Origin of the sequence: Acidovorax sp. 94 (assembly GCF_003634645.1) — a bacterium.
GTDB lineage: Bacteria > Pseudomonadota > Gammaproteobacteria > Burkholderiales > Burkholderiaceae_C > Acidovorax > Acidovorax facilis.
This window is the reverse complement of the sequence record NZ_RBJA01000001.1, coordinates 1,043,763-1,062,935: the sequence shown is the minus strand read 5'-3', so window position 1 is coordinate 1,062,935 and position 19,173 is coordinate 1,043,763. Positions and strand designations below refer to the sequence as shown.

Annotated in this window: 18 protein-coding genes; 10 read left to right on the top strand and 8 right to left on the bottom strand. The window is 65.6% G+C overall.

Annotated features, from left to right (window positions below; genetic code table 11):
* Nucleotides 1-31: 31 nt before the first annotated feature.
* Nucleotides 32-475, bottom strand: a complete 444-nt coding sequence (locus tag C8C94_RS04985; RefSeq protein ID WP_121419939.1) for a DUF4902 domain-containing protein — start codon at nucleotides 473-475, stop codon at nucleotides 32-34.
* Between the two features lie 58 nt (nucleotides 476-533).
* Complete coding sequence (locus C8C94_RS04980) at nucleotides 534-1,247, bottom strand: autoinducer binding domain-containing protein (protein ID WP_199731195.1); 714 nt, start codon at nucleotides 1,245-1,247, stop codon at nucleotides 534-536.
* 219 nt (nucleotides 1,248-1,466) lie between these two features.
* Here C8C94_RS04980 and C8C94_RS04975 point away from each other — a divergent pair, with 219 nt between their 5' ends.
* The 5 genes from C8C94_RS04975 to C8C94_RS04955 all read left to right on the top strand — a co-directional run bounded on the left by C8C94_RS04975 (nucleotide 1,467) and on the right by C8C94_RS04955 (nucleotide 6,630).
* Nucleotides 1,467-2,021, top strand: a complete 555-nt coding sequence (locus C8C94_RS04975) for an acyl-homoserine-lactone synthase (protein WP_055397429.1) — start codon at nucleotides 1,467-1,469, stop codon at nucleotides 2,019-2,021.
* Nucleotides 2,022-2,078: 57 nt separating this feature from the next.
* Nucleotides 2,079-2,759, top strand: a complete 681-nt coding sequence (gene cysC, locus C8C94_RS04970; protein ID WP_121422706.1) for an adenylyl-sulfate kinase — start codon at nucleotides 2,079-2,081, stop codon at nucleotides 2,757-2,759.
* A gap of 27 nt (nucleotides 2,760-2,786) precedes the next feature.
* Nucleotides 2,787-3,812 carry a hypothetical protein gene (locus C8C94_RS04965; RefSeq protein ID WP_233573399.1) on the top strand — a complete coding sequence of 342 codons (1,026 nt, stop codon included), beginning with the start codon at nucleotides 2,787-2,789 and terminating at the stop codon, nucleotides 3,810-3,812.
* On the top strand, nucleotides 3,809-4,882 hold the full coding sequence (locus C8C94_RS04960) for a sulfotransferase (RefSeq protein ID WP_121419937.1): 1,074 nt from the start codon (nucleotides 3,809-3,811) through the stop codon (nucleotides 4,880-4,882). Before C8C94_RS04965 ends, C8C94_RS04960 begins: the two co-directional genes overlap by 4 nt.
* A gap of 86 nt (nucleotides 4,883-4,968) precedes the next feature.
* Nucleotides 4,969-6,630 carry a methyl-accepting chemotaxis protein gene (locus C8C94_RS04955; protein ID WP_121419936.1) on the top strand — a complete coding sequence of 554 codons (1,662 nt, stop codon included), beginning with the start codon at nucleotides 4,969-4,971 and terminating at the stop codon, nucleotides 6,628-6,630.
* A 118-nt stretch (nucleotides 6,631-6,748) separates the two neighbouring features.
* Here C8C94_RS04955 and C8C94_RS04950 read toward each other — a convergent pair whose 3' ends face one another.
* Nucleotides 6,749-7,633, bottom strand: a complete 885-nt coding sequence (locus C8C94_RS04950; RefSeq protein ID WP_121419935.1) for an EamA family transporter — start codon at nucleotides 7,631-7,633, stop codon at nucleotides 6,749-6,751.
* A gap of 87 nt (nucleotides 7,634-7,720) precedes the next feature.
* On the opposite strand from C8C94_RS04950, the gene C8C94_RS04945 reads away from it, so the two are divergent.
* From C8C94_RS04945 to C8C94_RS04930, 4 genes are all read left to right on the top strand, one after another.
* Nucleotides 7,721-8,236 (top strand): MarR family winged helix-turn-helix transcriptional regulator, encoded by a 516-nt coding sequence (locus tag C8C94_RS04945; RefSeq protein WP_121419934.1) that lies wholly within the window; start codon nucleotides 7,721-7,723, stop codon nucleotides 8,234-8,236.
* Nucleotides 8,237-8,275: 39 nt separating this feature from the next.
* The gene (locus C8C94_RS04940; RefSeq protein WP_055397439.1) at nucleotides 8,276-9,037 is read left to right on the top strand and encodes an SDR family NAD(P)-dependent oxidoreductase; all 762 of its coding nucleotides are present in this window, start codon (nucleotides 8,276-8,278) and stop codon (nucleotides 9,035-9,037) included.
* 93 nt (nucleotides 9,038-9,130) lie between these two features.
* On the top strand, nucleotides 9,131-10,315 hold the full coding sequence (bktB, locus tag C8C94_RS04935; protein ID WP_121419933.1) for a beta-ketothiolase BktB: 1,185 nt from the start codon (nucleotides 9,131-9,133) through the stop codon (nucleotides 10,313-10,315).
* A 176-nt stretch (nucleotides 10,316-10,491) separates the two neighbouring features.
* Nucleotides 10,492-11,475: a tripartite tricarboxylate transporter substrate binding protein gene (locus C8C94_RS04930; protein ID WP_121419932.1), complete on the top strand. Its 984-nt coding sequence runs from the start codon at nucleotides 10,492-10,494 to the stop codon at nucleotides 11,473-11,475.
* Nucleotides 11,476-11,665: 190 nt separating this feature from the next.
* Here the strand turns inward: C8C94_RS04930 and C8C94_RS04925 are convergent, their stop codons facing one another.
* From C8C94_RS04925 to C8C94_RS04910, 4 genes are all read right to left on the bottom strand, one after another.
* Nucleotides 11,666-12,103, bottom strand: a complete 438-nt coding sequence (locus C8C94_RS04925; RefSeq protein ID WP_055397444.1) for a universal stress protein — start codon at nucleotides 12,101-12,103, stop codon at nucleotides 11,666-11,668.
* A gap of 137 nt (nucleotides 12,104-12,240) precedes the next feature.
* Nucleotides 12,241-13,017 (bottom strand): 2OG-Fe dioxygenase family protein, encoded by a 777-nt coding sequence (locus C8C94_RS04920; protein ID WP_121419931.1) that lies wholly within the window; start codon nucleotides 13,015-13,017, stop codon nucleotides 12,241-12,243.
* 132 nt (nucleotides 13,018-13,149) lie between these two features.
* Nucleotides 13,150-13,641, bottom strand: a complete 492-nt coding sequence (locus C8C94_RS04915; protein ID WP_228895041.1) for a hypothetical protein — start codon at nucleotides 13,639-13,641, stop codon at nucleotides 13,150-13,152.
* Between the two features lie 247 nt (nucleotides 13,642-13,888).
* Complete coding sequence (locus C8C94_RS04910) at nucleotides 13,889-16,753, bottom strand: EAL domain-containing protein (RefSeq protein ID WP_233573398.1); 2,865 nt, start codon at nucleotides 16,751-16,753, stop codon at nucleotides 13,889-13,891.
* Between the two features lie 223 nt (nucleotides 16,754-16,976).
* Here C8C94_RS04910 and C8C94_RS04905 point away from each other — a divergent pair, with 223 nt between their 5' ends.
* Nucleotides 16,977-17,351 carry a PilZ domain-containing protein gene (locus tag C8C94_RS04905; protein WP_121419929.1) on the top strand — a complete coding sequence of 125 codons (375 nt, stop codon included), beginning with the start codon at nucleotides 16,977-16,979 and terminating at the stop codon, nucleotides 17,349-17,351.
* Between the two features lie 107 nt (nucleotides 17,352-17,458).
* Here C8C94_RS04905 and C8C94_RS04900 read toward each other — a convergent pair whose 3' ends face one another.
* Nucleotides 17,459-19,144: a long-chain fatty acid--CoA ligase gene (locus C8C94_RS04900; protein WP_121419928.1), complete on the bottom strand. Its 1,686-nt coding sequence runs from the start codon at nucleotides 19,142-19,144 to the stop codon at nucleotides 17,459-17,461.
* Between the last annotated feature and the right edge of the window lie 29 nt (nucleotides 19,145-19,173).

Here is a 19,173-nt window from a genome sequence, read left to right as displayed (position 1 = left end):
TTATAGCTATATTTTTAATAGCAAGCCATGCTCAATGACTGGGCAGCAGGGCCGTCACCGAATGGCTCAATTGTTCCTGCCAGGGCAAAGCGTCCACCACCGTGGACAGCAGTTCCAGGTTCTTGTGCCACCCGGTGTCGTTGCCCGTGGAATACACCAGCATCACGTTGCTGCGGGGCTGGCCCAGCCGTGCCCAGGCAAAGGGCCGTTGCGCTGTCCAGAGACTGATGTGCCAGTCCCAGCCAATGGAAACCACGGGGCAGGACGCGCTCACCCATTCGGTATAGCCGCTGATGGTGGTTTCGCAGCCGCACACGGCGGTGCGCGGCACCACCAGGTCCAGGTCTACCGCCGACATCAGATGGTGGATGGGCAGGGACAGCAACTCGTCAATCGACAGGCGCAGCAGGCCATCCGGCGACACCTGAATGGCGTTCACGCCCGCTCCCCACAGGCCGCCCAGGTTGCGGCCCATCCCAGCTTGGTGCGGTCTGGCTGTGCGCAAGGGCCTACAGCGCCCCCGGGCCGCTGCATCAGCCCAGCAACCCCAGCATGGCGGCACGCACGGTGGCAGCTGTCTTGTTGGTGGTTTGCAGTTTGGTCACGGCATTCTTGACGTGGAAGTTCACGGTGTTTTCCGACACATCCAGCAGCGAGGAGATGTCGGCAGAGGTCTTGCCGTCGGCGGTCCATTTGAGCACCTCGATTTCTCTGGCCGTCAGATGCGGCTGCATCTCTTCGGCCTGGCGTGTCGTAAAGATGCGCGACAGGATCAGGTGCGCAATGTGCGCCAGCCAGCGCATCTTCATCTCGCTGTGGGCAATCTCGTCGGGTGTCAGGGCATCGGACGAACGCGCCAGCGTCAGCATGCCGCGCACCCCGCCCCCATCAATGCACGATTGCGCCCATCCAAAGCGCAGGCCAAACGATCGCGCGTCCTCCCAGAAATCCTGGGTCGATGCAAACACGTCGTCTGACCAGACCAGCGGGGTCTGCTTGCGGCACCCATGCTGCACCGTGGGGTCCACCTGCACATAGCCCTGCTGCACATACCGCTCCTGCCAGGCCGGCGGGTAGTTGTTCAAGAAAATGGTCTTTGGGTTGGACAGGGGCATGGGTACCCGCAGGCCATAGGCGCAGTACTCAAACCCCAAGGCGTGCGCAGCAAGCTCGATTTTGCAAAAAACCTCTTGCTCAGACTGCGCGCGGTCCATCACCCCCAAAAGATCTTCTTGCCAGCTTGTCATAGGACTCCAACACCGAGCACCACCCCACAGAGACTGACCATCCGCATGCGAATTACGCACCATCAACCGCCGTTACGTTTTTCCACATTCTGGCGGCATTGAAGCCCTTTGGCGAGTTGATTTTGAGAGGGACGGGGTCAGGCAACACCTACCAGAGTTGGTAGTTACAAATATTTTCGGGTGATTTTCTAATGGGGAAAACTCATGAGGGAATCTCCGATGCGCATCACCTCTGGCTGCTCTGCGGAACTGCGTCCACCACTGATGACCCGCATGGCCCGGTACCGGCACCGCGTTTTTGTGGAAAAACTGGGCTGGCAGCTGCACTGCCGCGATGCCCTGGAGCTGGACCAGTTCGACCGAGACGACACCGTCTACGTCATCGCCCAGAACGAAGACGGCGAGGTCATCGGCACCGCCCGGCTTCTGCCCACCACCCGCCCCTACCTGCTGGCCGAGGTGTTTCCGCAACTGCTCAACGGTGCCCCGGCCCCCGACGCGCCGGAGGTGTGGGAGCTGTCCCGCTTTGCATCCATGGATTTTTCAGGCCCCACGGGCTCTGCGCTCGACCAGTTCTCCTCGCCCATCACCACCGGCCTGCTGCAGGCGGCCAGCCGGTGCGCCATGGCACACGGGGCCCAGCGCATGGTCACTGTCTCGCCACTGGGGGTGGAGCGCCTGCTGCGACGCACGGGTTTTGAATCGCATCGCCTGGGCCCGCCCACCGTGGTCCAGGGCCATCCGCTTTTTGCCTGCTCCATTCGGTGCAAGTGACAACACGAAACCGCCTGCTGACACGCTCGCCGCCCACAGCCTTTGCCTGACATGACCATGCCGCAGCCTTCCTCGCTCCAGCACCCGGCCCAGGGCCCGACCCCTGCGGCTGCGGCTGCCTCTCCAGGCCTGACGCCCCACGGCCTGCGGGTGGTGATCCCGCATGCCGGACGGGTGACCGGTCCCCTGCGCGAGGACCTGCTGCAGCAGCGCCCCGTCACCCTCTGGCTCACCGGCCTGAGCGGCGCGGGCAAGTCCACCCTGGCCTATGCGCTGGAGGAAGAACTGCATGGGCTCGGGTTTGCGAGTTTTGTGCTGGACGGCGACAACCTGCGGCACCGGCTCAACCGCGACCTCGGTTTCAGCGCCGCCGAGCGCTCGGAAAACATTCGGCGCGTGGCCGAAGTCGCCGCCCTCATGAACGACGCCGGGCTGATGGTGTTCACCGCACTCATCTCCCCCCAGCGCAGCGACCGTGCCATGGCCCGTGCGCTCATCGGAGAACACCGCTTTCTGGAGGTGCATGTGAGCACCCCACTCAACGTGTGCGAGGGCCGCGACCCCAAAGGCCTGTACACCCTGGCGCGAGCGGGGCACATCCCACAGTTCACAGGGGTTTCCGCCCCCTACGAGGCACCCGAATCGCCTGATTTCAGCATCGACACCGCCTACCTGAGCCTGCCCGATGCCTGCGAGCAGGTGCTCGCGCTCCTGCGTCAGCGCGGGTACATCCGCTAGGGCTGTCTTTTTTGCACGTTTCTTTCCATGTCTACCGACCACGCCCCAGTCTCCGCCCCGGCGCCAGCCCCCACGGCCCATGGGGTGCACGCCTATGACCTCTTCAACGGTGATGCCGACGGGCTGTGTGCCCTGCACCAGCTGCGCCTGGTAGAGCCCCGCGACAGCTTTCTCATCAGCGGGGTGAAACGGGACATTGCCCTGTTCGACCAGCTGCCCTCGGGGCGGCCACTGCAGGTGACGGCGCTCGACATCTCGTGGGACCGCAACGCGCAGGGTGTGTGCCGGGTTCTCAATGGCGGCGGCAACGTGACTTATTTCGACCACCACAGCGCAAAAACCCTTTTCCGCCACCCGCAACTCACCGCCCACATTGACACCGGCCTGGACGTCTGCACCAGCATCCTGGTAGACCGCCACCTGGGCGGCGTTTTGCGCCAGTGGGCCATCGTGGCGGCCTACGGTGACAACCTGGACGCCGTGGCCGACCGCATGGCGCGCGAGTATGGCTGCACGGCGGCCACACGCGGTGCGCTGGCGCAGCTGGGCTACCTGCTCAACTACAACGCCTATGGCGAAAGCCGCGAAGACCTGCACTTTTGCCCCGTGCAGCTGTACCGGTCACTCCATCGCTTTGAAAGCCCGCTCGACTTCATGGCCAAGGCCTACGAATTCCGCCGCCTGCAAGAAGGCCATGCCAGCGACCAGCATGCCGTGCAGGACCTGGCCCCCTACACCGCCAACGACCGGGCCACCGTGTACGTGCTGCCCGACCGCGCATGGGCCCGGCGCCTGTGCGGCACCCTGGCCAACCAGCTGGTGGCACGCAACAACGGGCGTTCGGTCGCCGTGCTCACGCCCCGTTCGGACGGCGACTTTCTGGTGAACCTGCGCATCGGCAGCGCCAGCGCCAGCCGTGCCGACATTTTCTGCAGCCGCTACCCGGCGGGTGGCGGTCGCCATGGCGCGGGCGGCATCGACCGGCTGCCCGACCAGGATATAGATCGCTTCATCAACGAGTTCTTCGCGCACCTGGAGTCAGACACACCATGAACCAGCCAACCCGCACCACACGCCCGCTTCCGCTGTTGATGATTCCGCTGCGGCGCTGCGGCAGCCATGCGCTGCGCCTGCGCCTGAACGCCAGCCCACAGTTCCACTCCCCCTACCCCCTGCACATCGTGGACTTCATGCCCCTGGTGCCGCTGTATGGCGACCTGCGCGACGACAGCGCTTACCGGCAGATGGTCAAGGACGTGGTGGGACTGCAGCAATCCAGCATGGTGAAGTGGCCGGGGGTGCATTTCGACGCCGAGGAGATCTTCAACGCGCTGGAGAACGAACCCCGCAGCGTGCACCGCATTGTGTGGGAGCTGCTGCTGCGCAGCGCGGAGCAGCACGGGGCCAGCGTGGCCATGGACAAGTCGCTCGACAGCGTCCACTACGCGCACGACCTGATGGCCCTGTTTCCGGAAATGCGTTTTCTGAACGTGGTCCGCGACCCCCGGGCGCAGGTGGCTTCGATGAACCGGGCGATCATTCACGACTTCGACACCACACTCAACGCCCTGGCCTGGGTCAAGGCCCACGCCACAGGCCGCGCACTGGCATTGCGCTACCCGGACCGCGTGCTCACCATCCGCTACGAAGACTTCCTGGGCGACCAGGAACACACGCTGCGGCGCATCTGCCAGTTCATCGGCATCGAGTTTCTGCCACAGATGCTGGACATCGCGGCATCGCAAGAGGCGCAAGACCTGTCCCGCATGTCCGCCCTGTGGGAGTCCAACTGCTTTGCCCCCCTGCCAGCCAACAAGGACAAGTTCAAGACCCAGCTGCAGCCCCACGAGATCGAGACCATCGAAAGCCTGGCGTGGGAAACCATGCACTACTACGGCTACGAATGCATGACCGAGGCCCAGGCCCTGCCCCCCACGCCCGTGGTGCTGGCGCAGTGCCACCAGCAGTCAGAAAAGCGGCGCGGCGAGGCCTGGGAGCAGTTGCTGCGCAGTGCGCCGCGCGACTATGCGGCCCGCCGCGTGCGGGCCGACTACCTGGAGCGCGTGCGCCAGCGCCTGCAAAGCACCAACTCCCTGGAAACCGGGGCAGCGGCCTTGTCCTGACCAGCGCGGCAAACCAACCTGGTCCACAGGCACCCGACCCCAGCCCCCTTCACACACCATCGCCACTGCACCCTCAAGGAACCGCCATGCGCATCAAAGACCTGAAACTGGGCATTCGACTTGGAGTGGCATTCGGGCTGCTGCTACTGATCACCATGGTCATCGCTGTACTCGGCGTCATGAGCGTGACCGCCCTGCAGCACAGCAACGAGCACATTGCCACCTCGGAACTCAAGCGCCAGGGAATCGTGCACCAGTGGCAGACCGACATCCAGATGAACTGGTTGCGCACCGAGGCCTTCCTCAAAGCCAACGACGCCCAGTACGCCGGCAAGCTCAAGAAAGACATGTCTGCCGTGGTCGAGGTGCAAAGCAAGCGCATGCAGGAGGTGCGCAGCTACCTGTTGTCCGGCAAGGAAATGCAGCTTTACGATCAGGCCATTGCCGCGCGCGATGCCTACCGCGTCAAGCGCACCGAACTCGTCAAAGCCAAGGAGGCGGGACAGGACGTGGCCGCGCAGGCCGATACCGTGCTGGCGCCCGTCTTTCAAAGTTACGCGGCCGTGCTGCAAGAGCTGACCCACACGCTGGACGAAGGCGTGGCCAGCACCCTGAAGGACACCACGCGCAAGGCCGAGGCCAGCACCGCCTGGGTGAGCGGCAGCACCGTGCTGGCCATCCTGGTGGGGTTGTTCCTGGCCTGGTGGACCACCCGCTCCATCACCGCCCCTGTGCGGCAGGCCGTCCAGGCCACCACGGCCATCGCGGCGGGTGACCTGGCCACTCCCATTCCCCAGGGGGCCAAGGACGAGCCGGGCCAGTTGCTCACCGAGCTGGCACACATGCGTGCCAAGCTGGCCGACATCGTGGCCAACGTGCGGCAAAGCGCGGAAAGCGTCTCCACCGCCAGTGCAGAAATCTCGCAGGGCAACCACGACCTCTCGGCCCGCACCGAACGCCAGGCCAGCGCGCTGCAGCAAACCGCTGCTTCCATGGAGGAGCTGGGCTCGACCGTTAAGCAGAACTCCGACAGCGCCCAGCAAGCCAACAAGCTCGCCCGCAATGCCAACGACGTGGCCGTGCAGGGTGGCGAAGTGGTGGCCCAGGTGGTGGAGACCATGAAGGGTATCAACGACAGCTCCAAGAAAATTGCCGACATCATCAGCGTGATCGATGGCATCGCCTTTCAGACCAACATCCTGGCACTGAACGCCGCCGTGGAAGCCGCGCGTGCGGGCGAGCAGGGCCGGGGCTTTGCCGTGGTGGCCACCGAAGTGCGGGGGCTGGCGGGCCGGTCGGCCGAAGCTGCCAAGGAGATCAAGGAACTCATCTCGGCCAGCGTCAGCCGTGTGGACCAGGGCACGGCCCTGGTCGACAAGGCCGGGCAGACGATGACGGATGTCGTCCAGTCGATCCGGCGTGTGACGGACATCATGAGCGAGATCAGTGCCGCCAGCGCCGAGCAGAGCGACGGCGTGGGCCAGGTGGGTGAAGCCGTGATGCAGATGGACCAGGCCACACAACAGAACGCAGCCCTGGTCGAAGAAATGGCCGCCGCCGCCAGCAGCATGAAGAGCCAGGCCCTGGATCTCGTCCAGCTGGTCTCGGTGTTCCAGTTGGATGCAGCAGGCAGCAGCACCCCGCTGCCTGCCGCCAGCCGGGCGCCCACACCATCGGCCCACACGGCCCACCCAGCCCTGGCACCGGTTGCACGCGTCGGCGCGCCCCGCGCCATCGCCGCAGCCTGAGGCGCCGCAAGGCAAGGCGATGGTTCAGGGCCTTTTGAGGCCCTGGCGCATGATGGTTCTCATTGTTAGCTATACAAAATATAGCAACCAAGACCGCCTCCCGGCGCGACCAACGAACCTACCCTTGCACCGGCCTCGACATCGCCCACTGCACCGCCAAAATGCTGGCCAGCACCACCAGCATGCCCCCCAGCGCCACCCCCGTCATGGCCTGCCCCAGCAACACCCAGCCCAGCAGCACGGCCGTGACCGGGCTCAGCAGCCCTAGCGACGACACCGCCACCGACGGCAACCGCGCAATGCCACGAAACCACAGCGCGTAGGCCAACAGGGCACCCGCCAGACTCAGATAGACATAACCGCCTACCTGCGCAGCCGAGAGCGCGGGCAGCGGCGGGTCGACCACCCAGGCCACGGGCGCCAGCATGATGCCGCCCGCCAGCAGCTGCCAGCCCGTAAATGCCAGCACCGGCAGGTCCGACCGCCAGCGCCGCGACCAGAACGTGCCCGCTGCCATGCACACTGTGCCCACCAGCGCCGCAGCCACGCCAACCATGTCCCACCGCGCCCCCGGCGACAGCAGCAGCGCCGCCATGCCCAGCACGCCCAGGGCACCCGCCGCCAACGCCAGGCCGGGCGGACGCCGATGGTCCAGCGCCCAGACCAGCCCCATCACCACCAGCGGACCTATGGCGCCCACCACAGCCGCCACGCCCCCCGGCAACCGGTAGGCCGCAACAAACAGCAGCGCCTGGAAGACCCCGATGTTCAGCGCCGACAGCACCAGCAGGCGCCGCCACCCCACCCAATCGCCCCACGCCGGCCAACGGCGGCACCACAACACCAGCAGCAGGCCTGCAGGCAGCGTGCGCAGCAGCGCCGCAGTGAAGGGCCGGTCGGGCGGCAACAGCTCGGTGGTGACGATGTAGGTAGAGCCCCAGATCACCGGGCCCAGGGCCGTGGTGAGCGCATCCAGCCAGGGAGAGGTACGGTGGTTTTGCATGGCAATCTATCTTCAATTCAAGATAAATAATCCTACCACGCCCGTGCCCTAAAATCTTGAATTCAAGATAATTTCATCACCAATACCATGGCCACTCAACGCCAACCCGACGCCGTGGACGCCATCCTGGCCCAGTGGCACCGTGAGCGCCCCGACCTGGACGTGAGCCCCATGGGCCCCATCGGCCGCATCAAACGCTGCGCCGCGCTGTTGCAGCGCAGGCTCGACGAGACCTTTGCCGAATTCGGCCTGAGCTATTGGGAGTTCGACGTGCTGGCCACGCTGCGCCGCAGCGGCGCTCCCCACTGCCTGGCACCGACCACGCTGTTTTCCACGCTCATGGTCACCTCGGGAACCATGACGCACCGCATGGGCAAGCTCGAAGCCCAGGGCTGGATCACCCGCCGGCCCAACCCCGACGACGCGCGCAGCTCGCTGGTGCAGCTCACACCCGAGGGGTTGGCACTGATCGACCGCGCCGTGGAAGCCCATGTGGCCAACGAGCACCGCATTCTGGCGCCACTGAAGGCCGCCGACCTCGCGGCACTTGACGCCCGGCTGGCACTGCTGCTGGCGGCGCTGGAGTCGCCCACGGGCCAGTAATTACCCCCGGCCATGGGTACTGCGCAGTAACATGGCGGGATGCCCCAAAACCACCTCACCATCCTCACCGGCGCATCGCGCGGCATGGGCCTTGCCATGGCCCAGCAGCTTTTGAAGAGCGGCAACACCCTGGTCTGCATCGCGCGCAGCACCAACGCCGACCTGGCCATCGAAGCGAAAGCGGCAGGCGTCACCATTGAACAGTGGCAGCAAGACCTGTCGCAGGGCGAACAGGCCGCCCACAAGCTGCAGGCTTGGCTGCAGGCGCAAGGCCCGCAGGCATTTGCCAGCGCCACGCTGATCAACAACGCGGGCATGATTCCGCAGATTGCACCGCTGTCACACAGCAATGTGGACGACCTGGCCACCGCCCTGCGTGTGGGGCTGGAGGCGCCCATGCAACTGACCGCCGCCTTCCTGGGTGCAACGGACAGCTGGACGGTGCCCCGCAAGGTGCTCAACATCTCCTCGGGCCTGGGCCGCCGGGCCATGGCCTCGCAGGCCGCCTACTGCGCGGCCAAGGCCGGCATGGACCACTTCACGCGCTGCGTGGCGCTGGACGAGGCCCTCAAGCCCCACGGTGCCAAGGTATGCTCGCTGGCGCCTGGTGTGATCGACACCGACATGCAGGTCCAGCTGCGCGGCGCCGACCCGGCCGCCTTCCCGGACCGCCAGAATTTCGCCAACCTCAAGACGGGTGGCCAACTCACATCGCCCACCGACGCCGCTATCCGCGTGCTCGCCTGGCTGGAGCGCGCAGACTTTGGCACCAACCCGGTGGCCGATGTCAGAGATGCCTAAAGCCCCGAAACTCCTGTTTTTATAGCTGCTCGCGCTTTCTGGATAAGCGCTAGTGGCCAATTTAGCCTCAAATTCATCTGAAAGGACCTCCCCATGACCCGTGAAGTCGTCGTCGTCAGCGCAGTGCGCACCGCCATTGGCACCTTTGGTGGCAGCCTCAAGGACGTGCCGCCCACCGAACTCGGCGCACTCGTCGTGCGCGAATCGCTCGCGCGTGCCAATGTGGACGGCAAGGACGTGGGCCACGTGGTGTTTGGCCATGTGGTCAACACGGAGCCCAAGGACATGTACCTCTCGCGCGTGGCCGCCATCAACGGTGGCTGCGGCGAAGGCACGCCTGCTTTCAACGTCAACCGCCTGTGCGGCTCAGGCCTGCAGGCCATCGTCAACGCCAGCCAGTCCATCCTGCTGGGCGACACCGACGTGGCGATTGGCGCCGGCGCTGAAAACATGAGCCGCGTGCCCTTTGCCAGCCTGAACATGCGCTGGGGCGCCCGCATGGGCGACACCAAGATGGTGGACATGATGATCGGCGCGCTGCACGACCCCTTCCACAACATCCACATGGGTGTGACGGCCGAGAACATTGCCGCCAAATGGGGCATCACGCGTGAAGACCAGGACAAGCTGGCGGTGGAAAGCCACAACCGCGCCGAACGCGCCACGCAAAACGGGGTGTTCAAAGACCAGATCGTCCCCGTCACGCTCAAGAGCAAGAAGGGCGACGTGTTGTACGCCACCGACGAACACTTCCGCCCCGGCGCCACGATGGACGACCTGGCCAAGCTCAAGCCCGTGTTCATCAAGGAAAACGGCACGGTGACGGCCGGCAACGCCTCGGGCATCAACGACGCTGCCGCCGCCGTGGTGCTGATGGAAGCCGGTGCCGCCAAGGCCCGTGGCGCCAAGCCCCTGGCACGCCTGGTGGCCTACGCCCACGCAGGTGTAGACCCCAAGTACATGGGCATCGGTCCCGTGCCAGCCACGCAGCTGGCGCTGAAAAAGGCGGGCCTCACCGTCAACGACCTGGACGTGATCGAAGCCAACGAAGCCTTTGCCGCCCAGGCCTGCGCCGTGACCAAGGACCTGGGCCTGGACCCTGCCAAGGTCAACCCCAATGGCTCGGGTATTTCGCTGGGCCACCCCATTGGCGCGACCGGCGCACTCATCACCGTGAAGGCCATCCACGAGCTGCAACGCATCCAGGGCCGCTATGCGCTGGTGACGATGTGCATCGGCGGCGGCCAGGGCATTGCAGCGATTTTTGAACGCATCTGACCTCCCTGCGGGTGGGAACACTGCCATCGCCACCCGCGATGCTGCCACTCGCCATTGGCAAGGCGGGCGCCTCCAGTCATCAGCGATCATTGGCGCCCGCTGACCCAGATCAGCCAGGTGGCGTGCGCCCAGCCACCGCCTGCACATTCCATGAACCTACGGAGACAAACCACACCATGATTCGCACCCTGCTTTCCTTCACCGCGATCGCTTTTGCCGTGGGCACCACCGCGCACGCCCAGGCACCCGCACCGGCTACGGCCTACCCCACCAAGCCCATCCGCCTGATCGTGCCCTTCCCGCCCGGCGGCGGCACCGACATCCTCTCGCGCCTGGTGGCCACCAAGCTCACCGAAAGCGCCAAGTGGACAGTGGTGGCCGACAACAAGGCCGGCGCGGGCGGCACCATCGGCATTGGCGAAGCTGTCAAGGCCGCGCCCACGGGCTATGACCTGGTGATGGGCCAAAAGGACAACCTCGTGATCGGCCCCTGGCTGTACAAAAACCTGCCCTGGGACCCCACCAAGGACCTGACCGCCATCGCCCACGTGGCCTACACGCCCGTGGTCATCGCCACCAGCGTCAACTCCAAGTACAAAACCCTGGCCGACGTGGTGGCCGCCGCCAAGGCCTCGCCCGGCACCATCACCTATGGCTCGCCCGGCAACGGCACGTCCATCCACCTGGCGGGTGACCTGTTCGAGAAGGCCGCAGGCGTCAAGCTGAGCCACATCCCGTACAAAGGATCGAACCCCGCGTTGATGGATGCGCTGGCGGGCAACGTGGACCTGCTGGTCTCGTCCCTGCCCTCTGCCATGGGCCAGATCAAGGCAGGCAAGCTGCGTCCGCTGGCCGTCACGTCGGCCAAGCGCAGCTCGTCGCTGCCCGAAGTGCCCACCGTGGCCGAGTCGGGCTTCAAGGACTTTGATGTGAGCACCTGGTACGGCGTGTTTGCCCCAGCCGGTACACCCGCCGCCGTGGTGACCACCGTGAACGCTGAAATCAACAAGCTGCTGGCCACGCCCGACATGAAGGCCGCCATCCAGGCCCAGGGCGCCGAGCCCGAAGCCATGTCGCCCGCACAGTTTGGCACCCTGCTCAAGACCGACTACGCCAAGTGGAAGGGCATCGTGGAAGCCTCCGGCGCAAAGATTGAGTGACCCCCTGAGGCGCTTCGCGCCTTCCCCCTGAAGGGGGACGCACCCGGTGGCCTGGCGGAGCCAGATCCACGGGTGCACTGGTGGGAGGCGCGCCTGTTCCGCGAGCTGTGGGAAGCGGATGCGCAGCGTTGTCGAGAACTGCCATCAAAAACGGCCCAGTAAGGAGCCGTTTTTTTATGGAGCAACTCGCTCAGTCGCGCACCACCAGCACGGGGATATGCACCACACCCAGCACGCGCTGCGTGACGCTGCCCAGCACCAGCTTTTCAAGGCCGCGCCGACCGTGGGAACCCATCACGATGAGATCGGCGCCTGTGCTCTCCAGCGCGCGCAGGATGCCGTCGTGCACGGCATGGCCCTCGCCCACCACGGTGGTCACAGCCACACCGGCTTCGGCCATGGCTTTGCGCGTGGCTTCCAGGGCCGCGTTGGCTTCGGAGGTAGCGGCATTGATGTACTGCGCCTGGCCATACGCAAAATCGGCCCCCACGCCCGTGAAGGGATAGGGGTCTACCACGTAGACCGCCGTCACGGCGCTGCCAAAGGTCTTGGCCAGCCCGGCCGCCTTGGACACGGCCAGCATCGAGGTGTTGGAACCATCGACTGGAACCAGAATGTGCTTGAACATGGTGCTTCTCCTTGGGTTGATGGGTGAGTCAAGCTTGTGGCCCGACTTCTTGAACCAGAGTGTGAACCGCCACCATACCCCGCATCTTGATTCGCATCAAATCGGCTGCACACATGCGCTGCTGCAGGCGCTTGTGTTCAGGCTGCCGGGGTCTGCCCCACCACGTCCGCCCCCTGAAAGTTGCCTCGGCGGCAGGTGACCACCAGGGTGTCGCGGTACCCGCCTTCGGCCAACGGCTGAATGGGGGTGGACTCGTGGATCATGCGGGCATCGTCCAGCAGCAGCAAAGACCACGGCTCGGTCAGCGTAAAGCGCTGGCCGCTCGGGCCTGCGGCCTCGAACACGCGCGTCTCGCCGCCCTTGACGCCCTCGCGCCCCACCAGGAAGACGGCCACCAGGTCCACGCCATCGCGGTGCGCCCCCTCGGGCGTGGGCCGGCCAATGCCGTCGGTGGTGTCGATGCGGAACTGGTGCGCCTCGATGAACCAGGGCACGGGCGCCTCGGACGGAGCAAACACGGCATCGGACACCCCGGCCAGCGCAGCCAGCAGCTGCTGCCACACCGGCTGGGCCACGGTGGCAGCCTCCATGGGCGCAAACCAGCGCTCCATGCCGCCATGCAGCGCGTTGTATTCCACAGGTTGCCAGTGCGCCCGGTGTGGTGCCTGCTGCAGTTGCCCGCCCTGCACCACAAAACACGCATGGCGGCGGCGCCGGTAGCGGCCACCGTCCTTCAGGAAATCATCGGGCGGCAACGCCGCCCAGTCGCCATTCAGGGCCATCAGCGACGAAAGATCGCAGCCCACCCAGCGGGCCACATCGGCAGGCGACAAAACGGCGTAGCCCGCCTTGCGAAGCTGGCTCGCCACATCGGAGGGAGCCGTGAACGGAGGAGAAAAAGTGACTTGGGCCATAGAAGCCCGAGCTTAACCGCTGGCGCCGCAGGTCTTCTGCGGTGGCGCAAGCAAGGTGGGCAGGGCCTGCACCTGCTTGGCACCTCGCAGTGCTGCGATCGGCCTTCCCCCTCAGTCGTTAGCCGTTAGCCATCAATCGCGGTTGCCGTGGCCCTTGCCGTTGCCATGGCCGCGCCCCCGGTCATGGTCACGGTCGTGCTTGCCACCGTGGCGGTGGTCATCGTCCCAGCGGCGGTCATCGCGGCCGTGGGCACGGGGTGGAGGGCCACGGCGTGGTGGTGGCTCCTGCACAAAATACACCGGTTGGTTGCAGGCGTTGTAGCGGCCACAGTGTTTGCCCCAGTTCTTGGCATGGCCGGGCGGCACATACAGGTAGATGGGTGCCCGTGGCACCACCACTGCCGGGCGGTGGATGATGACCGGCTCGGCGTAGATCAGCGGCGGTGGTGGCGCATTGCCGATGTTGATGCGGCCGTACACGCCGGGCGCCAGTTCGCCGCCCACGGTGGCGTTGACATAGGCCTGCGCGTGGGCGCCGCCAGCGGCTGCCAGCAGCAGCGCGGCCATCGCGCCAGACAGGAGAAGACGGAGTGAGTGCATCGTGGTCATGGTGGTGTTTTTCATGGGGGACTCCTTGTTTTTGCCACCCGGAGCCGCCACCCGTTGGGCGGCTGCGGTAAGCTGGCCCTGGTTTGTAACAAGGCCTGCCACACCCTACACCGCGCAGGGTGCACAGGATGTAAGGAAATGGCGACAGAACCCCTTGCCGGCCTCGCAGCGGTCAATTTTACAAGCATAATTTGCTTCTAGCGCTTACCTATCAAGCGCTAGCAGCTATCAAAACAGAAGCACCCTCCAACAACAGACGGCCCTACACCACCGCCCCTGCCGGCGCCTCCCGCAGTGCGCTGGCAGGTCCGGGCCGCCCAAACAGGTAGCCCTGCCACATGTGGCAGCCCAGGCTGGCCAGCATGTCGCGCTGCTCGCAGGTTTCCACGCCTTCGGCAATCACGCCCAGGTCCAGGCTCTGGGCCAGCGTAACGATGGTGCGGGCAATGCTGGCATCGTTGGCGTCGGTGAGCAGGTCGCGCACAAAACTCTGGTCGATCTTGAGCTGGTCCAGCGGCAGGCGTTTGAGGTAGCTCAGGGACGAGTACCCGGTGCCGAAGTCGTCGAGCGAAAACCCCAGGCCCAGCGCCCGCAGCGTGGTCATGCGCTCGATCGTGTCCTCCACGTCGTCAAGCAGCAGGGTCTCGGTCAGCTCCAGCTTCAAGCGCTGCGGATTGGCGCCCGTCTCTTCAAGCACCCCCAGCACCTCGTCCACAAAGTGCGGGTGGCGGAACTGGCGCGCACTCACGTTCACGGCCAGAGTCCAATGCGCGGTTGCGGGGTCTTGGGCCCACTCCACCAGCTGCAGGCAGGCGGTGCGCAATATCCACGCCCCCAGCGGCACGATGAGGCCCGAGGCCTCGGCCACCGGAATGAACTCGGCCGGCGACACCAGCCCCCGCTGCGGGTGCTGCCAGCGCACCAGCGCCTCGGCCCCCACCATGCCGCGGGCTTGGCTGATCTGGGCCTGGTAGTGCAGCAGGAACTGGCCGTCGCGCAGAGCCTCGCGCATCCCGGACTCCAGGGCCGTGCGCGCCGTGACGGCGGCCTGTGTGCGCGGATCAAAGAACCGCATCGTGTTGCGCCCGGCACCCTTGGCCTGGTACATGGCCATATCGCCCCGCTTGAGCAGTTCGTCCACTGAGCCCTGCGCATCGGCATACAGCGCCACGCCGATGCTGCACGAGCTGTGGTACGTGTGCCCCCCAAGCGGATAGCCTTGCGCCAATGCGAGCAGCACCGCGCGCCCCACGGTTTCTGCCTGGGCGGCGGCTTCGTGGGCCTGTGGGCTCAGCCCCTCGATCAGCAGCACAAACTCGTCGCCCCCCAGCCGCGCCACGGTGTCGCCGCTGCGCACGCAGCCGCCCAGGCGGGCCGCCACCTGGCGCAAGAGCTGATCGCCGAACTCGTGGCCCTGCGTATCGTTCAGATCCTTGAAGTTGTCCAGGTCCACAAACAGCAGCGCCCCGCCCGCACCGGAGCGCGCCGAGGTTGCCAGGCTGTGCTGCAGGCGGTCGTTCATGAGGCGGCGGTTGGGCAGGCCGGTGAGCGGGTCGTAGAACGCGAGCAGGCGGATCTCCTCCTCGGCCGCCTTGCGGTGCGAGATGTCGGTCAGCGTGCCCACATAGTGCGTGACCTCGCCTTGTGCAGAACGCACAGCCGTCACCGTGATCCACGCGGGGTACACCTCGCCGTTCTTGCGCCGGTTCCACACTTCGCCCTGCCAGGCACCGGTGCTGCGCAGCGCACTGTGCAGGCCTTCGTAAAACTGCGCATCGTGGCGGCCAGACTGCAGCAATGCGGGGGTCTGGCCCACGAGCTCCTCCACCGTATACCCCGTGAGGCGTGCATACGACTGGTTGGCCTTGAGGATGCGCTGGTCCGGCCCCGTAACCACCATGCCCTCGAACGACTCGAACACGGACGCCGCGATCCGCAGCGACTCCTCGGCCCGGCTGCGCTCGGTGATGTCGGTGGAGATACCGCACAGCGCGTGGATGCTGCCGTCGGGCAGGCGAAGGGGAATCTTGACCGACAGGTAGGCACGGGTCACGCCATCGGCCAGGTGGGTATTGACCTCTTCCACCTCCAGCCGCTCGCCGTGCTCCAGCACGCGCCGGTCGTTCTCCTGGATCTGTACGGCAGTGGCCTGGTCAAAAAAAGCCGTGTCATCCTGCCCCACCACCTCGCTCGCGGGCCGCCCGAACAGCTCCAGGATATGGTGGTTCGCATATTGGTAGCGATAGTCCCGCCCCTTGATGTAGATGAAGGCACCCACGCTGTCGAGGATGGCCGCCAGCTTCTGCTCGCTGACCTGAAGGTGGCGTGTGCGCTCCTGCACCTTGCGCTGCAGCACCACGGCCGAGAGCGCGGCCAGCAGCCCGAACAACGCCAGCCCCGCCACACCCCACCACACCCAGGGGGGAATGCGCGCGCCCTGCTCTTGCCCGCCCCAGCGGCGCAGAACCTGGGTGTATTGCGTGTCGGCACCGCTGCGCCAGTCCTGCACTGATCGATCAATGGCATCCAGCACATCGGCGTTGCGTCCGAGGCCGGTGGCAAAGTACAAGGTGGCGGGCTGGAACACGATGCCCGAATCCGCCAGCCCATACTGGGCCGCATGAAAGTTGCCGAACAGGTGGTTGGCAATCACCGCATCCGCATCGCCGTTCTGTACAAATTCGAAAGCCTCGGTCAGTGTGGACGCGTCGATCAGCAGCACCGCGATGCCAAAACTGTCCATCATGCTCTGGAAGGTTGCGCGCTGCACCGAGCCCTTGAGCACCGCCACACGCTTGCCCGCCAGGTCGAACATCGACTGGATGGAACTGCCCCGCGCGCGGTAGACCTGCGACCAGCTGTGCAGCACAGGCGAGGCGTGAAAGTCGAACAGCCGCTCGCGCTCGCTGGTGCGGGCGACGTCGGGCATCAGGTCAATCTGCCCGGCTGCCAGCGCATCCAGACAGTCCTGCCAATCGCAGGGCACATAGCGCAGTGTCCATTGCTCTCGGGTGGCCACCAGCTGCAGCAGGTCCACAAAGATGCCTGAGGGCTTGCCCTCCGCGTTCACAAACACCTTGGGTTCGTTGGAGTACACCCCCACGCGCAGTTCGCGCGGAGCCGCCATCGCAACGCCACATGCCCACAGCAACGCCAACAGCACTGCCCATCGCAGCCAGCCGACGCAATGGCTCCCGAACCGGTACACGCATGGACTCACAGCTTGGCCCTATCGAAATCAGGGAAATAAGACCCATGGTAACGAAAGCTTGCAAAAACATCCAAATGCAATCTGCCACCGCCGGCTTGGAGTAGCATGTGTCCACCCCCGCTTCGCCCAGGAGACAGCGATGCCCCACGAACGCCGCCACTTTGTCCGCGTCGGCTTTGACGCACCGGCCCTGCTGACCACATCCACCGACGCATTCAGCGTGCATGTGCTGGACCTGTCCCTCAAAGGCGCGTTGATCATGGTGCCCGCACAGGCCGACCTGGAGCCGGGCATGCTCTGCCAGCTGACCGTTCCCCTGGCCGAAACCGGCAACCACATCGCCATGTCCACCGAAGTCGCGCATACCGAAGGCCTGCACACCGGCCTGCTGTGCCGGGGCATCGATCTGGACAGCGTGACCCACCTGCGCCGCCTGATCGAACTGCAATTGGGCGACCCCGCCTTGCTGGAGCGCGACCTGGGCGAGCTGACGCTGGCTACGCCATCCCACTGACCCGGGGCATGGAAAAAAGGGCTGCCAATGGCAGCCCCTGACTCCGATTCCCGGCCTGGCCACACGCCCATGGGCCACTGCAACTGCTACTGCTACTGCTACGGCCCCTACTGAGCCTCCTGCTCCTGCAGCGCCCGCCACATCACCTTGCCACTGCCACTCTTGGGCAACGCCGCCACAAACTGCACGATGCGCGGCACCTTGTAGACCGCCATGTTCTCGCGGCACCAGTCGATGATCTGCTGCTCGGTCGTGTCCTGGTGCGTGGCGCGCAGCACCACCACGGCCTTGACCGTCTCGCCCCGATAGCTGTCTTTGGCGGCGATGATGCAGGCCTCCTGGATGGCTGGGTGGCGGAACATCAACGCCTCGACCTCGGCGGGCCAGACCTTGAAGCCGCTCGCATTGATCATGCGCTTGAGGCGGTCAGTTAAAAAGAAATAGCCGTCCTCGTCCATGCGCCCCAAGTCCCCCGAACGGAAGAACCGCTTGCCCTCGAACTCGATGAAGGCCGAGGCCGTGGCATCCGGCCGCTTCCAGTAACCCTCGAACACCTCGGGGCCATGGATGATGATCTCGCCCTGCTCGCCCACCGGCAGCTCCTGCAGCGTGTCGGGGTCGATCACCCGCGCGTCGGTACTCATGAACGGAATGCCCAGGCACTGCTGCTTGGGGTGGTCGGGCGGGTTGGCGTGCGACGGAGCGGCTGTCTCGGTCAGGCCATAGCCCTCGGAATACCGCAGGCCATACTGCTCCAGCAAGCGTTGCGCCACTGCCTGCGGCATGGCGGCCCCACCCCCACCGATATAGGCCAGGCTGGACAGGTCATAGCTGGCAAAGTTCGGGCTGCCCAGCAGGTCGATGACCATGGTGGGAATGTTGGTCCAGGTGGTGACCTGGTAGCGCGATATCAGGCGCCCAGCCAGGTCGCGGTCCCACCGGGGCATGATGACCAGCGTGGCGCCGCAGTAGATCGACGTGTGCATCACGCTCACCATGCCGGTGATGTGGAACATGGGCACCACCGCCAGCGTCACATTGTCGGCTGACCCATTGCCCCACAGGCTGGCGGCCACCGTGTTGTGCATGATGCTTTTGTGCAGGTGCATACAGCCCTTGGGCAGGCCTGTGGTGCCACTGGTGTAGGGCAGCAGCGCCAGGTCGGCCGGGCCTACCGACAGGGCGGGTGGCGCGTCCGCACAGGCCAGGGCGTCCGTCCAGGCGTGGGCCTGCCCGCCCTCCAGTGCAGGCAGCGGGTGGCGCGTGCCAAGCCAGTCCATCCATGCTTCGGGCGGCGCATCGATGCCGGTCACGTTCACGTCGAACGCATCCGAAAACTGCGTGACCACCAGATGCGCCAGCCGCTCGCCAGGGGCCAACGCATTGTTGGCCTTGGCCATCTCTGGGGCCAGGTCACCCGTGGTGATCGCCACCTTGGTGTCGGGATCGGTGATGTAGTGCTTGAGCTCTTCGGCCCGGTTCATGGGGTTGACCGGCACCACCACCGCATTGGCCCGCAGGATGGCGAAATGCGCCATCACCAGCTGCGGGCAGTTCTGCATGCACAGCACCACACGGTCGCCGCGCTGCACGCCCAGCTGGGCCAGCCGCGCAGCCAGGCGCTCCGCGCCTTCCATCAATTGCCGATAGCTGACCGTGGTCCCAAAAAACACCAGCGCCGCCTTGTCGGGGTAGCGGCGTGCATTGGTCGCCAGGTTGTCCCACAGCGAGGTGGCAGGCAGCGTGATGGACTTGGGCAAACGACGGGGCCAGAACTGGTAGTGAGGGCGCATGGGCAAACGGTCTCCTTGTTCCCAGCAGC